Annotated in this window: 14 protein-coding genes; 11 read left to right on the top strand and 3 right to left on the bottom strand. The window is 72.3% G+C overall.

Translation table 11 applies throughout. The annotated features are described in order from the left end of the window. The first annotated feature begins 64 nt into the window (after positions 1–64). Both LEP48_RS08965 and LEP48_RS18935 read left to right on the top strand, forming a co-directional pair. Positions 65–1,081, top strand: coding sequence for a siderophore-interacting protein (locus LEP48_RS08965; RefSeq protein WP_225565251.1), 1,017 nt, complete (start codon positions 65–67; stop codon positions 1,079–1,081). Positions 1,082–2,112: 1,031 nt separating this feature from the next. After that, positions 2,113–2,715, top strand: coding sequence for an RHS repeat-associated core domain-containing protein (locus LEP48_RS18935; protein WP_225565405.1), 603 nt, complete (start codon positions 2,113–2,115; stop codon positions 2,713–2,715). A gap of 518 nt (positions 2,716–3,233) precedes the next feature. Here LEP48_RS18935 and LEP48_RS08975 read toward each other — a convergent pair. Continuing rightward, a complete protein-coding gene (locus tag LEP48_RS08975; protein WP_225565252.1) occupies positions 3,234–3,797 on the bottom strand; it encodes a YbaK/EbsC family protein in 564 nt (187 codons plus the stop codon). Continuing rightward, entirely contained in the window at positions 3,794–4,333 is a 540-nt protein-coding gene (locus tag LEP48_RS08980; protein WP_225565253.1) for a YbhB/YbcL family Raf kinase inhibitor-like protein, read from the bottom strand. Before LEP48_RS08980 ends, LEP48_RS08975 begins: the two co-directional genes overlap by 4 nt. A gap of 129 nt (positions 4,334–4,462) precedes the next feature. On the opposite strand from LEP48_RS08980, the gene LEP48_RS08985 reads away from it, so the two are divergent. From LEP48_RS08985 to LEP48_RS09025, 9 genes are all read left to right on the top strand, one after another. Then, the gene (locus LEP48_RS08985) at positions 4,463–5,206 is read left to right on the top strand and encodes an SDR family oxidoreductase (RefSeq protein ID WP_225565254.1); all 744 of its coding nucleotides are present in this window, start codon (positions 4,463–4,465) and stop codon (positions 5,204–5,206) included. An 11-nt stretch (positions 5,207–5,217) separates the two neighbouring features. Next, positions 5,218–5,793 carry a TetR/AcrR family transcriptional regulator gene (locus tag LEP48_RS08990; RefSeq protein WP_225565255.1) on the top strand — a complete coding sequence of 192 codons (576 nt, stop codon included), beginning with the start codon at positions 5,218–5,220 and terminating at the stop codon, positions 5,791–5,793. Between the two features lie 71 nt (positions 5,794–5,864). Next, on the top strand, positions 5,865–6,926 hold the full coding sequence (locus LEP48_RS08995; RefSeq protein ID WP_225565256.1) for an NADPH:quinone oxidoreductase family protein: 1,062 nt from the start codon (positions 5,865–5,867) through the stop codon (positions 6,924–6,926). A 51-nt stretch (positions 6,927–6,977) separates the two neighbouring features. Beyond that, the gene (locus LEP48_RS09000) at positions 6,978–7,715 is read left to right on the top strand and encodes an SDR family oxidoreductase (RefSeq protein WP_225565257.1); all 738 of its coding nucleotides are present in this window, start codon (positions 6,978–6,980) and stop codon (positions 7,713–7,715) included. A gap of 171 nt (positions 7,716–7,886) precedes the next feature. After that, the gene (locus LEP48_RS09005) at positions 7,887–8,675 is read left to right on the top strand and encodes an ABC transporter ATP-binding protein (RefSeq protein ID WP_225565258.1); all 789 of its coding nucleotides are present in this window, start codon (positions 7,887–7,889) and stop codon (positions 8,673–8,675) included. After that, positions 8,672–9,391: an ABC transporter ATP-binding protein gene (locus LEP48_RS09010; RefSeq protein WP_225565259.1), complete on the top strand. Its 720-nt coding sequence runs from the start codon at positions 8,672–8,674 to the stop codon at positions 9,389–9,391. The genes LEP48_RS09005 and LEP48_RS09010 overlap by 4 nt, the downstream gene beginning before the upstream one ends. 9 nt (positions 9,392–9,400) lie before the next feature. Further along, on the top strand, positions 9,401–10,279 hold the full coding sequence (locus LEP48_RS09015) for a branched-chain amino acid ABC transporter permease (protein WP_225565260.1): 879 nt from the start codon (positions 9,401–9,403) through the stop codon (positions 10,277–10,279). Beyond that, positions 10,276–11,463, top strand: coding sequence for a branched-chain amino acid ABC transporter permease (locus LEP48_RS09020; RefSeq protein ID WP_225565261.1), 1,188 nt, complete (start codon positions 10,276–10,278; stop codon positions 11,461–11,463). Before LEP48_RS09015 ends, LEP48_RS09020 begins: the two co-directional genes overlap by 4 nt. A 5-nt stretch (positions 11,464–11,468) precedes the next feature. Continuing rightward, complete coding sequence (locus tag LEP48_RS09025) at positions 11,469–12,773, top strand: ABC transporter substrate-binding protein (protein WP_225565262.1); 1,305 nt, start codon at positions 11,469–11,471, stop codon at positions 12,771–12,773. A gap of 140 nt (positions 12,774–12,913) precedes the next feature. Here LEP48_RS09025 and LEP48_RS09030 read toward each other — a convergent pair whose 3' ends face one another. Beyond that, entirely contained in the window at positions 12,914–14,509 is a 1,596-nt protein-coding gene (locus LEP48_RS09030; protein WP_225565263.1) for a long-chain-fatty-acid--CoA ligase, read from the bottom strand. Positions 14,510–14,544: the final 35 nt, after the last annotated feature.

Genomic DNA, 14,544 nt, shown 5'->3' on the forward strand with positions numbered 1-14,544 from the left:
TCGCGTCACGTGAGGTGAGGCTGCCCTTGCCTCGGACCGGTGGGGTGAGGTTAGGCTAACCACCGTGACCCAGACCGTCGAGGCGACCACGCCCTCCCGCGACGCCGGCGCCGCTCCGGCTGCCCAGCCGTACCGCATGTTCGACGTCACGGTCTCCCGGGTGACGCGCCTGTGCCCGTCGTTCATCCGGGTCACGTTCACCGGCGAGGACCTGCACGAGTTCGCCGACAACGGCCGCGACCAGCGGATCAAGTTCCTGCTGCCCGCGCCGTGCGGCGGATGGGAGTACCTCGACCGGCAGAACCCGGACTGGTTCACCTCGTGGCGCTCGCTGCCGGAGGAGCGTCGGAACCCACTGCGCACCTACACGGTCCGCGCCGTCCGCCAGGACCTGCGCGAGGTGGACGTCGACATCGTGCTGCACGGCGACACCGGCCCCGCCTCCCGCTGGGCGAACGCCGCGAAGCCGGGCGCCCCGCTCGTCATCATGGGGCCCAACGCGGCCTACACCGGCGGGCCCCACGGTGGCCTGGAGTTCAAGCCGCCGGCCACGAGCCACGCACTGCTGCTCGCCGGGGACGAGACCGCCGTGCCGGCGATCGCGTCGATCTGCGAGTCGCTGCCCGACGACGCGGTCGGCGAGGTGTTCCTCGAGGTGCCGCACCGCGAGGACCGCTGGACGCTTGCAGCCCCCGCAGGGGTCCGCATCACGTGGCTGCCGCGGGAGGACCGCGAGCACGGCGATGTCCTGGTGCCCGCCGTGCAAGAGGCGGCAGACCGCATGCTCGCCATGGGCGTGCGCCCGTCGGCCGCCGCCGAGGTGCCCGAGGCGCTCGCCGTCGCAGGGCTCGACCCCGAGGGCGAGCTGCCCGACGTCGACATCGACGCGGAGATCCTCTGGGAGGTCCCCGTCGACGCAGCCGGGCACCCGCTCGCCCAGGACACCGTGCTGTACGCCTGGCTGGCGGGCGAGGCAGGGTCGATCAAGACGCTGCGCCGCTACCTCGTCTCCACCAAGGGCGTCGACCGCAAGTCCGTGGCCTTCATGGGCTACTGGCGCCGCGGCCGCGCCGAGTGCTGAGCGCCGTCGCGCACGTCCGCGCATGACCGGCTTGCCCGACGACGCGATCTGAGCGGCGGAGGCCGGCCGCCGCCGGGCTGACGCCTGGCCTTACGGCCGGGCGAGGTGTCTTGCGCCTGGAGAGCCGTGATGAGGCCTTCAGTGTGCGCCGATAAAGTCGCAGGTCACCAAGGGTTTCGGTGCGGACGGGTGAATATTGGTCGCTGCCTCGACGAACGGTCGGGTCTTGGATATCTTCGGCGCACCAGACGCGGAGCGGTAGGGCCGGTGGCACTGGGGTCAGCGTCATGAGGTGGCTGGCTGGTGGTGCCGGGTTGGCCCCCGGTGCTCGGTACGAGGGAGTGCCCGGTGGCTGCTCTGGTGGCGTTTGCTGGTGTGCCTGAGGCGTGGTTCCGTCGCGTGACGGTGACTGCGGCTGTGACTGCGGCGGCGGTAGGGGTGACGGGGACCAGTGTTCCGGTCCCGCGTGCGGTCGCTGAGGTGCCAGCGACGGCCGCGACATCGAAGGCGGTGCCGGGGGTACCGATAGCGCGGGGGCCGCAGGGTGATCTGGTTGCGTCGGATGCGGTGGCGGCGCAGGTGAATGCCCGGCTGGCGGGCGAGCGGGTGGAGGACTTGAGCCAGCGCACGGTGGACTCGTCGACGTTTGCGCTGCCGGACGGCGGCTGGGAGCTGGCGCAGGCTCCTGGGCAGGCGGGACCACCACCACCCTCACGCTCGACCCCGCGGGAAGGCGTGCTCGGGAGATCACCAGCGACGGATATAGCGCTAGTACTGTCGAGCGGCACTACACAGACACCAGCGACAACCCTGGGTGGGCCGCCAGTACACGCGGAACTACCACGACAACCAGCTGGTACGGAGCATCCGTAGGTGGTGACCTCGGCGTCGAAGCGATTCGGACTCAGGACACCTCGAACAACACGGACAGCACGAACGCGAGCCTCACCCTTGCAGACCCGCTGGGCTCGATCGCGACAACGCTCGACATCCCCATTGCCGGCACTCCTTCGCAAATCACTTCAGTCGGGATCTACGACGAGTACGGCAATACGTTCACCGTGAATGCCCCGACGAGCGGAGCGGTGAACTACGCTTGGCTTGGCGCCAAAGAGCGAGCCACGAACGCTAATACAAAGCTCATACTCATGGGCGCCCGACTCTATAGCAGCGCAACGGGCCAGTTCTCCAGCACCGACCCAGTTCGAGATGGCAACACTACTGCCTACACTTATCCTCAAGACAGCATCAACTATCATGACCTCACTGGGACGCAGTGGCAGTGCATGTGCGGTCGTTCCAGCACCTATTGGATCCCGACACGGGTCAATCGAGGCGCCACGAAATCGAAGAACTACAAGGCAAACCCAGGGCCCCGGAAAAGTAATTCGAGTGGCGCTCGTCTTACAAGCAATTCCACGTTCTCGCGGACCTATGGCAAGAACGTCGCGGATATCAAGGGACAGGCCCGGCGTTACGTCCGTCAGATGAGATCGAAGGGATATCGGGCATCCGTCCCCAACGTTCGATATGGTGAGTATGGCCACTGGGCCGATTTCACCGTGCGGGTCTATGACAAGCGAGGCAAGGTCGTCCACACGCGGCATTTCGTAACGTTGCGTTCTTATCGGTGAGGTATCTCATGCACGTCTACTATTTCTGGGAACTGACAGCGAGTTCCGATGGCCACCGGGTCGGAAACCTGCGTCCGAGTACCGCGCTCGTTCGAGCACATAACCTGAGCGACGCTAAAGCCATACTTCGGAGCGCTGGGTTGCACCCAAAGTCAAAGCGGTTTCGTAAGGCGACCACGGGGGAAGCAAAGCGGTTGCCGGAGGCTGGCGGGGCGGTAGCATTCATGTGGAGTACGCAAGATGATGATGACTGGGTCCACAACGAATCGGTCGCGACTTTCCTAGAGCGGCGCCATAGGTGCGGCGTGAGATAGGCGCAATCGGCTTGGCCGACGTGTCAACGAGCGCGGTATCATTTGGGCATGAAAGAAGACGGGTTGGCCGGCGGTGTCATACGGTGCAAGCAACACTCCTGGTCAGCGGGGGTCTGACTGGAGGGTTGCTTGCACCGTATGAGACCGCCCCACTTGAATCCGCCCTCGGCGCTGTTGGCAGGAGCGGGGTTCGCCGCTCGATCATCACCGCGCGACGCCGAGGCCGTCGACCACCTCGACGCCGGGCAGTACGCACAGCACGGTGCCGGGCATGAGCAGCTTGGAGCGCCGTAGCCCCGAGCCCATGAGCGCGAGCGCGCCGGGCTCGACGAAGCGGGCGTCGACGAGGACGCGCCAGCCCTTCGGCAGACCAACGGGTGTGATGCCGCCGTACTCCATGCCCGACTCGGTGGTCGCCCGGTCGGTCGCCATGAACGACGCCTTGCGGGCGTCGAGCAGCTTGCGCACGCGTGTGTTGACGTCGGCGAAGGTCGTGGCCGGCACCACGCACGCGGCGACACGTTCGACGTCACCGCGTCGGCCGGCGACGACGACGCAGTTGGCCGAAGCCTCCGGCGGTAGGCCGTGCACGTCGTTCAGGGTCGCCGTGTCGGCGTGGTCCGGGTCGATCTCGGTGACCGCGACCTGGGCGACGGCCTCCGGGTCGGCCCAGGACCGCAGCGCCTGCAGCACGGCGTCCGCGAGCAGCTCGGGACGGTCGAGCGCCGGTTCCCAGGCGAGGTCCCCCAGGGTGGGCAGCACGCTCATCGGCGGTAGGTGGCGGTGAGCGTGGCGCGCGCGAGCGTGTGGAACCAGGCGTTGAACGCCACGTGCACGTTCGTGTTGTCGGTCGTCAGGCCTAGGGAGGGCACGTCGAGCGCGTGCACGGCGAACACGTACCGGTGCGCGTGGTCGCCCTCGGGTGGTCCGGCGCCCTCGAACCCCTGCCGGCCGCCGTCGCTGGTCACGTGGAAGGCGCCGGCCGGCAGGCCGGAGCCGTCGGGTGCGCCGGCGCCGCGCGGCAGCGACGTCACCGTGGACGGTACGTCGACGAGGTTCCAGTGCCAGTAGCCGGACGGCGTCGGGGCGTCCGGGTCGAAGCAGCTCACGACGAAGGACCTGGTGGCCTCGGGGAAGCCGGACCACGACAGCTGGGGCGAGTCGCCCGCGCCGTCGACGGTGAAGTCGACCGCGAGGGGCTCGCCTTCGGTGACGTCCGTGCTCGTGAGCGTGAAGCCCGGTGCGGGGAGCAGCGAGTAGGGGTCGGGGGGCAGCGGCCGCTCGAAGTTCGTCGCGTCGTCCATGGCGCCATCGTGCCCGACGGTCCCGCCCGTGGCCAGGGCACCGCGCCGTGGTACGGTGCTCGCACAAACCGACTGGCCGGTACGGCTGCGCGGTGCAGCCGGTCGACGACGACGCGGGACGAGGAGCCGATGGTGCACAGGTTCGAGGGCAGGGTCGCCCTGATCACGGGCGGCAGCCGCGGCATCGGGCTGGCGGTGGCGCGGCGGTTCGTCGCCGAGGGCGGCTCGGTCGTGCTCACCGGCCGCAAGCCCGAGGCCCTGGACGCCGCCGTCGCCGAGCTCGGAGCCGAGCACGCGTCCGCCGTCGCGGGCAAGGTCGACGACCCCGCACACCGCGCGGAGGTCTTCGAGCACATCGCCCGCGCGCACGGCAGCCTCGACCACCTGGTCAACAACGCAGGGACCAACCCCGCGTGGGGCCCGGCGCTCGAGATCGACCCCGACGTCGTGCGCAAGATCCTCGAGGTGAACGTCGTCGCCGCGCTCGACTGGACGCGGGACGCCGTCGCCGCGGGCCTGAGTCGGTCGATCGTCAACGTCGCGTCGATCTCGGGGGTGTCCTCGAGCCCGAACATCGCGTTCTACGGGGTCTCCAAGGCCGCGCTCATCAACCTCACCCAGCAGCTCGCCCAGGAGCTCGCGCCCGCGCTGCGGGTCAACGCCGTGGCACCGGCCGTCGTCAAGACGCGCTTCTCGCGGGCGCTCTACGACGGCCACGAGGAGCAGGTCGCCGAGCGCTACCCGCTGGCGCGGCTCGGCGTGCCCGACGACGTCGCCGGGCCGGTCGCGTTCCTGCTGTCCGACGACGCCGCCTGGGTCACCGGCCAGAACCTCCTGATCGACGGCGGCGCGAGCATCGTGCCCGTCGGGTGAAGGATGAGGGCATGAAGACCACCCACGTCGCCGACCAGGTCCTCCAGGCTGCCCTCGAGCTGTTCGCCTCCCAGGGGTACGCCACCACGAGCGTGCAGCAGATCGTCGAGGCCGCCGGGGTCACCAAGGGCGCCATGTACCACTACTTCCAGTCCAAGGACGACCTGCTGTTCGCCATCTACGAGCGGATGCTGACGCTGCAGAAGTCGCACCTCGACGAGATCGTCGCCGTCGGTGGCCCCGTCGAGGACGTGCTGCGGGCGGTGTGCGTCGACGTCGTGGAGACGTCGATCGACTTCCTGCCCGAGGGCACCGTGTTCTTCCGCAGCCTGCACATGCTCACCGAGCCGCGGCGCAAGGAGGTCACGCGTCGTCGGCGCGAGTACCACGACGAGTTCTCCGGGCTCCTCGAGCGGGGCCAGGACGAGGGCAGGTTCCGGACCGACGTCCCGCGGTCCGTGCTGGTCGCGCACTTCTTCAGCGACGTGCACTACCTGTCGCACTGGTACTCGCCACAGGGGCCGGAGACCAAGACCGAAGTGGCCGAGCAGCTCACCGGGCTGTTCCTGCGCAGCATCGCGGCCTAGGGGCCGGTGCGCCCCAGGACCGCGACGACCTTCACGACCTTCACGGCCTTGACGACGAGGATGAGGAGCCGATGACCGAGCAGCAGACGACCGGACGGACCACCGACGCGACCGAGCGCGGGGCGGCGACCCTGCCGCAGACGATGCGCGCGTGGCAGGTGGTCCGGCACGGCGAGCCGGCGCAGGTGCTGGAGCGCGCGGACCTGCCGGTGCCGCAGCCCGCCGCCGACGAGGTGCTGGTGCGCGTGCGTGCCGTCGCCGTGAACTTCCCCGACGCGCTGCTCGCCCGCGGGCAGTACCAGGTGCAGCCCGACCTGCCGTTCGTGCCGGGCATCGAGCTGTGCGGGGACGTCGTGGCGCTCGGCGCCGACGCGCACGGGTCCGGGCTCCAGGTCGGCGACCGGGTCGTGGGGTCCAAGATCGGCGTGCTGGCGCAGTACGCCGCCGTGCCGGTCGCGGCCGTGCGCGAGGCGCCGGAGTCCCTCGACGACGCGCAGGCGTCGGCGCTCACCATCGCCTACCAGACCGCGTGGTTCGGCCTGCACCGGCGGGCGGCGCTCCAGGCGGGGGAGTGGCTGCTCGTGCACGCCGCCGCGGGCGGGGTCGGGACGGCCGCCTGCCAGCTCGGTGCGGCCGCGGGCGCTCGCGTGATCGGCGTCGTGGGCAGCGAGGCGAAGGCCGACGTGGCCCGGGCGGCCGGGGCGGAGCACGTGATCGTGCGCGACGCCGACGGCGGCATCGCCGCACGCGTCAAGGAGCTCACCGCCGGGTCCGGTGCCGACGTGGTCTTCGACCCGGTGGGCGGGGCGTCGTTCGAGCAGTCCACGCGCTGCATCGCCCTGGAGGGGCGGATCGTCGTGGTGGGCTTCGCCAGCGGCGAGATCCCCCCGGTGCGCGCCAACCACGCGCTCGTGAAGAACTACTCCGTCCTCGGGCTGCACTGGGCGCTCTACCAGCAGCGCCGCCCCGAGCTCGTCGACGCCGCCCACGCCGAGCTGGCCCGGCTCGCGGAGGCGGGCCCCGTGCGGCCCGTGATCCAGGACGTCGTGGGGTTCGACGACGCGCCGGGCGCGGTGCAGCGCCTGGCCGACGGCCGGACCACCGGCCGGCTCGTGATCCGCGTCGCCGACTGACCCCCGCACCACCGCCCGTCGACCGCCCGCCCCCGTCCCCGAGGAGTGCCCGTGTCCCACCGCCTGCCCGACCGCGTCGTGATCGTGACGGGCGGCGCCCGCGGCATCGGGGCGGCGTACGTCCGCGCCCTGCACGCCGAGGGCGCGCGCGTCGTCGTCGCCGACCTGCTCGTCGACGAGGGGTCCGCGCTCGCGGCCGAGCTCGGCGAGCGCGCGCGCTTCGAGCCGCTGGACGTGACGGACGCCGACGCGTGGGAACGTGTCGTGGCAGCGACGGTCCGGGCGTGGGGCACGGTCGACGTGCTCGTCAACAACGCGGGCATCGCGAACGCCGGGCCGCTCGAGCACTACACGCGCGCCAAGTGGGACGCGGTGATCGCGGTGAACCTCACCGGCACGTTCCTGGGGTGCCAGGCGGTGGTGCCGACCATGCGCGCCGCAGGGCGGGGGTCGATCGTCAACATCTCCTCGGTCGAGGGCCTGTTCGGCAGCGAGGGCCTGCACGGCTACGTCGCGGCCAAGTTCGGGGTGCGCGGGCTCACCAAGTCGATCGCCGTCGAGCTGGGGCGCGCCGGGATCCGCGCGAACTCCGTGCACCCGGGCTGGATCGACACCGCGATGACGGCGAAGATCGACCCCTCGCGCCTGCCCATCCCGCTGGGGCGTGGCGGCACCCCCGACGACCTCGCCGGTACCGTCGTCTTCCTCGCGAGCGACGACTCGGCCTACCTCACGGGCGCCGAGCTCGTGGTGGACGGCGGCATGACCGCCGGCGTCGGCCACCGCTGACGAACGACCGCTGCTGACGTCCGCTACGGGCGGCCCCTCGGGGCCGCCCGTTCGCCGTCGTGCCCGTCGCGCTGAGCCCTGGATCACGGCCGTGCAACATTCTCCAGAATGACATACCGGCCAGTCGGTTTTTCGGCTATCGTGGGCGTACCCCGACACAAAGAGGTGCCGATGTCCCGCTCGACGACCCCCCTGACCGCCGCCGGCCCGAGGCCGGGCGCCGCTGCGCCCTCAGGTGCGACCCCGCGCCTGGAGGTGGAGGGCCTCACCGTCACGTTCGGTGGGCTCACCGCTCTCGACGACGTGGGGTTCGCCGTGGGCGACGGCGAGGTCGTCGCGCTCATCGGGCCCAACGGCGCAGGCAAGACGACCGTCTTCAACGTCGTCTGCGGCCTGGTGCGGCCGCGCGCGGGCAGCGTGCGGATCGACGGCCGGCCCGCCCCGGCGGCGACGTCGCGGCTCCAGGGGCATGGCGTCGCGCGCACCCTGCAGGGCCTGGGCCTGTTCAGCGGGATGACCGTGGCCGAGAACGTCCTCGTCCCGCTCTCCGGTCGTGAGCGCCGCAGCGAGGACGGTCGCGCCCTGGCCGCGGCGGCGCTGGAACGGCTCGACCTGCTCCACACGGCGGACGCCGTCGTCGACGCGCTGCCGTACCCGGAGCGCAAGCGGGTCGCCCTGGCCCGCGCCCTGGTGACGAACCCCCGGCTGCTGCTGCTCGACGAGCCGGCCGGCGGCCTCGGGGCCGAGGACATCGCGGGCCTCGCCCACGTCGTGCGCGGCGTCGTGGCGAGCGGCAGCTCCGTGCTCCTGGTGGAGCACCACGTCGACTTCGTCATGGAGGTCGCCGACCGCGTGGTCGTCCTGGACTTCGGGCGCGTGGTCGCGTGCGGCACGCCCGACGAGGTCCGGTCCGACCCTGCGGTCGAGGCCGCCTACCTCGGGCTGGAGGCCGCCCGATGAGCCCGGCGCTCGCCGTCGACGGCCTCGTCGTCGGGTACGCCGGCGCGCCGGTGGTGGAGGGTCTGACCCTCGACGTCGCACCGGGCGCCGTCGTCGCGCTCCTCGGTGCGAACGGTGCGGGCAAGACGACGGTGCTGCGCACCCTGTCCGGCCTGCTCACCCCGCGCGCGGGGCGCGTGCTGCTCGACGGCGCCGACCTCGCCGCCGTGCGCGTCGAGGACCGGGTGCGCCGCGGGCTCGCCCAGGTGCCCGAGGGGCGCAGCGTGGTCACCGAGCTCACCGTCGAGGAGAACCTCCAGCTCGGGGCGCTGTGGCGCTGTGCCGGGCGGGCCGAGCGACGGGCCGCCGTCGACGAGATGTACGCCCTGTTCGAGCCGCTGGCGCGGCGCCGCACCAGCGCGGGGCACCAGCTCTCCGGCGGCGAGCGCCAGATGCTCGCCCTGGCGCGCGCCCTGATCTCCCGACCGCGGGTGCTGCTGCTCGACGAGCCGTCGCTCGGCCTGGCCCCGCGCGTCGTGGCTCAGCTGTTCGGCACCCTGCGCGACGCGGCCGACGCCACCGGGCTCACCGTGCTGCTCGCGGAGCAGAACGTCACCAGCGCGCTGTCCATCGCGGACCGCGGTGTCGTCCTCTCCCTCGGGCAGGTCGTCGCCGACGCCCCGGCGGCGGACATCGCCGCCGACCCCGCCCTGCGTCACGCCTACCTGGGCTTCTGAGAGGAACTCATGGACCGCCTCGTCCTTCTCGTCTCGACCGGCGTCGCACGCGGCCTCGTGATCGCGCTCTTCGCCCTGTCGCTCGTCATCATCTGGCGCGCCGCACGGATCGTGAACTTCGCCCAGGCGGCGATGGCGGTCGCGGCCGTCTACGTCGCCTTCGCCGTGCAGCAGGCCACCGGGTCCTACGTCCTCGCGCTCCTGTCCGCGCTCGTCGTCGGGGCGCTGCTCGGCGTCGCCGTGGAACGGGGCCTCATGCGCCACGTCGCGGGGCGCACGCCCATGCCCGGCATGATCGTCGCGATCGGCCTGGTCATGGTGCTCCAGGCGCTGCTGGGCATCTTCTTCGGCCCGAAGCACCGGCCCATGACGCCGGTGCTCTCGGAGGCGCCGCTGTACGTGGGCGACGTCCCGGTGCTGTCCCGGTACGACCTGTTCGTGCTGCTCGTGGCCCTCGTGGTCGTCGTCGGGCTGGGGGTGCTGTTCAACCGCTCCACCCTCGGGCTGCAGCTGCGGGCGTCGGCCGTCGCCCCGGAGGTGTCGCGCCTCCTCGGGGTGCGGGTGCCGCGCATGGTCACCATCGGCTGGATGCTGTCGTCCGCGGTGGCGGCGCTCGCGGTGCTGCTCCTGGTGCCCACGGAGCTCGGCCTCAACGCCCACTCCGGGGACGTGCTGTTCGTGCACGCCTTCACGGTCGCCGTGCTCGGCGGCCTCGACTCGCCCGCGGGGGCGCTCGTGGGCGGCCTCGTCGTCGGCGTCCTCATCAGCCTCGTCACCGGGTACGCGTCGGCGGGCCTGGCGCCCCTGGCCGTGCTCGCCCTGCTCACCTGCGTGCTGCTCGTCCGCCCGGGCGGCATCTTCGCCACGAAGGAGGCCCGGACCGCATGACCCGGAGCCCTGCCCGTCCCGGGACCCGAGCCCCTCGGACCACCCGCGCCATCGTCGTCCGAGCCGTGCTGCTCACGCTGCTCGCGCTCGCCCTCACGTTCGCCCTGGACCCGTTCCGCAACTACCAGCTCGCCGTGATCGCCGCGACGTTCTGCGCGACGGCGGGCCTGACGCTCCTCGTCGGGCTCACCGGCCAGCTCTCCCTGGGTCACGCCGTGCTCATGGCCGCCGGCGGCTACGGGTACGCCCTCGTGGCGGGCCCGGCCGCCGAGGCCGGCCTGGGCGGCACCGCCCGGTTCGCCCTCGGCATCCTCGGTGCTCTGGTGCTGTCCGCGGCGGTCGGAGGGCTGCTGGGGCTCGCCGGGGCACGCCTGCGTGGCCCGTACCTCGCCGGCCTGACCCTCGCCCTCGTGATCGCGCTGCCCGCGCTGACGACCCAGGTGCCCGGGCTCGGCAAGGACCAGGGGCTCGGCGTGCCGTTCGAGGCGGTGCCCGCGCCGCTGGCCGGCCTCATGGTCGTGGAGCAGTGGCACGCGTGGATCGCGGTGGTCGTGGCCGCGCTCGCCGTCACGCCCCTCGTCGTGCTGCGCTCCGGCCGCGCCGGACTGCGCATGCGCGCCACCCACGGCGACGAGGTCGCCGCCCGGCTGGCCGGCATCTCGCCGGCGCGCGTCAAGGTCGGCGCGTTCGTCGTGAGCGCCGTGGCCGCCGGCCTGGGTGGCGCCGTGCTCGCCGTCGTGACGCAGAGCGTCAGCCCCGGCCGGTACTCGCTGGCGTTCTCCCTGCTGCTCCTGGTCGCCGTCGTGGTGGGCGGGCTCGGGAGCATCGGGGGAGCGGCGGCGGGCGCCGCGCTCGTCGTGCTGCTGCCCTGGCTCGTGGAAGCCCTGACGTCCGCGGGCGGGCTGTCCGCCGACCTCGAGCAGCGGCTGTCCGGGAATCTCGCCCTCGCCGTGTTCGGCGCGCTCCTCGTCGCCGTGACCGTGGTGTGGCCGGGCGGGCTCGCCGCGGCCAGCGCCGGCCCGCGCGGCCGGCTGGCCCGCGCCCTGCGCCGAAGCCGTGCCGACGACGGGCCCGGCCCGACGTCCGACGCGGCACCTGCCCCGGCCTCCGACCCGACGTCCGACCAAGCCTCCTACCAAGCCCCCGACCAGACGCCCGACCCGCTACCGATCACAGAGAGGTGACTCCGATGCGGAATCACACGCCCGTCCCCACCCCCCAGCCCGGACGGTCCACGGCGCCGCCCGCGGTCCGGGCCACCGCCGCGGCCTCCGCCGCCGTCGTCGCGCTGACCCTGGCCGCGTGCAGCACGCCCGCCGCCGCGACGCCCGGCATCGACGACGACAGCGTCAAGGTCGGGTCGCACCAGCCCCTGACCGGGCCGGCGGCGGCCGGCTTCTCCTCGATCTCGGCCGCCACGAAGGCGTACTTCGCCTACGTCAACGACAACGGGGGGATCAACGGCCGCACGATCGACTACGTCGTCAAGGACGACGGCTACAACCCCGCCACGACGCAGAGCGTCGTGCGCGAGCTCGTGCAGGAGGACAAGGTCTTCGCGATCCTCAACGGGCTGGGCACGCCCACCCACAGCTCGGTCCTGGACTACCTGGACCAGAACGGCGTGCCGGACCTGTTCGTGGCCTCCGGCAGCACCACCTGGAACCAGCCCGACGAGTACCCGGGCACCTTCGGGTTCAACGCCGACTACGTCGTCGAGGGCGCCGCCCTGGCGCAGTACGCCCGCGACGAGGACCCCGACGCCGTCGTGTGCGTGCTGGGGCAGGACGACGACTTCGGCGAGACGTTCCTCGAGGGCGTCGAGCTCGCGCTCGGCGCGGACGGGGTGGCGAGCTACCAGACGTACACGACGTCGTCCGAGGACGTCACCGCTCAGCTCGGTGCGATGAAGGAGGCCGGCTGCGAGGTCAACCTGCTGGCCACCATCAACGGGTTCACGGCGATGGCGCTCGGCACCGCCGCGCAGATGGGCTGGTCCCCGCAGTGGTACGCCTCGTCGTCGGGCGGCGACTACCCGACGCTCGTCGGCTTCCTGGGCGAGGAGGTCGGCCCGGCGCTCCTCGAGGGCTTCGTGAGCGCGAACTACCTCCAGAACAGCCCGGGCAGCGACTGGTACGAGCTGTTCCAGCAGATCAACGACGAGTACAACGACGGCGCGCCCTTCGACGGGAACACCGTGTACGGGATGAGCGTCGGCTACCTGTTCGCCGAGGCGCTCGCCAAGGCGGGCGACGACCCGACCCGCGAGTCGCTCACCGAGGCGGTGGAGTCCGGCGCGCTCGTCGGCAACGGCATCCTGCCGCTGACCTTCGGCGCGGACGACCACGCCGCGTACGACGGGGTGGGCATCGCCGTCGTCACGGGCGGGGTGCAGGACTTCGTCGGCGCCACCTACCGGGTGGACGGCGACGCCGTCGCGGCGGCCGAGCCCGCCCCCGTGCCGCTGGAGAACGAGGGCATCCCGACCCCCTGAGGCGCGGCGAGACAGAGAGGCGAGCCCACGAGATAGAGAGGGCACGGACCGCACCGGTGCGGTCCGTGCCCTCCGCCCGCCCCCCCCCCCCCCCCCCGGGGGCGCCCCCCCCCCCCCCCCCCCCCCGCCCCCCCGCCTCTCTATCTCGCCGCAGAGGGGGCGAACTGGTCCTGCAGGGAGCGCTTGAGGATCTTGCCGCTCGGGCCGACCGGCAGCTGGTCCACCACGTGGACGACGCGCGGGTACTTGAACGCCGCGACGCGTTCGCGCACGTACTCGCGCAGCGCCTCGCCGTCGACGGAGCGGCCGTCCCTGGCCACGACGGCCGCGTGGATCTCCTGGCCGTGGATCGCGTCGTCGAGCCCGAACACGGCCGCCATCGCGACGTCGGGGTGGTCGACCAGCACCGACTCGACCTCCGTCGGGTACACGTTGTAGCCGTTGCGGATGATCATGTCCTTCTTGCGGTCGACGATCGTGATGATGCCCTCGGCGTCGACGGTGCCCAGGTCGCCCGTGCGGAACCAGCCGTCGTGCACGACGGCTGCCGACGCGTCCGGCCGGCCCAGATAGCCCTTCATGAGGTTGTGGCCCCGCACCACGATCTCGCCGAGCGTGCCCGGCTCGTCGAGCAGGTCGACGCGCCGCTCCTCGAGCGGGTCGGCGACGGCCACGTCCACCCCCCACATGCGGCGGCCCACGGTGCCGGGCCGGATCGGCTCGCCCAGCACGTTGAACGACACCGACGGCGAGGTCTCGGTGAGCCCGTACCCCTCGTGCACCTCGGCGCCGTAAGCCTCCGAGAAGGCCTCGAGCACCGCCGTCGGCAGGGCCGCGCCACCGGAGACGGCGTACCGCAACGGTGGGCGCTCGGCCGTGCGGCCGGCCGCCTCGATCATCCCCACGAACATGGTGGGCACCGCGGTGAACACCGTCGCCCGGTGGGCCACGAGCAGCTTCAGGGCCAGGTCCGGGTCGAACTGGGGCAGCAGGACGACGGAGGCGCCCACCCGGAAGGCCATGTTCATCACGGCCATCTGGCCGAACGCGTGGAACAGCGGCAGCCCGCCGAACACGACGTCGTGCGGCTTGAGGTCAAACGAGTCGATGAGGGAGCAGTGCACCTGCTCGACGGCCGCCAGGTGCGACCCGACCGCGCCCTTCGGGGTGCCTGTGGTGCCGCTCGTGTAAAGGATGGTCGCCGCGTCGGTGGGGTGCACCGGGACGTGCCGCACCAGGGGCTCGGCGGCGGCCGCCTCGTCCTCCAGGCGCGGCAGGTCGGGACCGCCGGCGCTCACGGGCGGCGCGAGCACCGTGACGAGCGGGACGCCCGCGGCACGGGCCGCGGGCAGCGCCTCGCCGAGCAGCGGTGCCGCGACGACGACGAGGTCGGCGCCGCTGTCGCGCAGCACGAACTCGATCTCGCGCGCCTTGAACAGCAGGTGCACCGGGACGACGACGGCGCCGAGCGCCTGGGCGGCGTAGAAGGCGCGCGGGAAGTCCGGCACGTTGGGCACGACGACCGCGACCCGGTCGCCCCGGCCGATGCCGCGGGCCGCCAGGGCGCCGGCGTAGGCGCGGGTCTGCTCCCACAGCTCGCCGTACCGGGTGGTGGCGCCCATGAAGTGCAGGGCGGGGCGCTCGGGGGAGCGCGTCGCCGTCTCGGCCAGGATGCTGGCCAGGGACAGCGTCCCGAAGCCGGGGCCGTCGACGGCCTCGTCGGGGCGGTGCGTCATGTCGGGTCCTCTCGTCGTCGTTGATCGTGGACGGA

The sequence above is a fragment of the Isoptericola luteus genome (assembly GCF_020297055.1).
Taxonomy (GTDB): Bacteria; Actinomycetota; Actinomycetes; order Actinomycetales; family Cellulomonadaceae; genus Isoptericola; species Isoptericola luteus.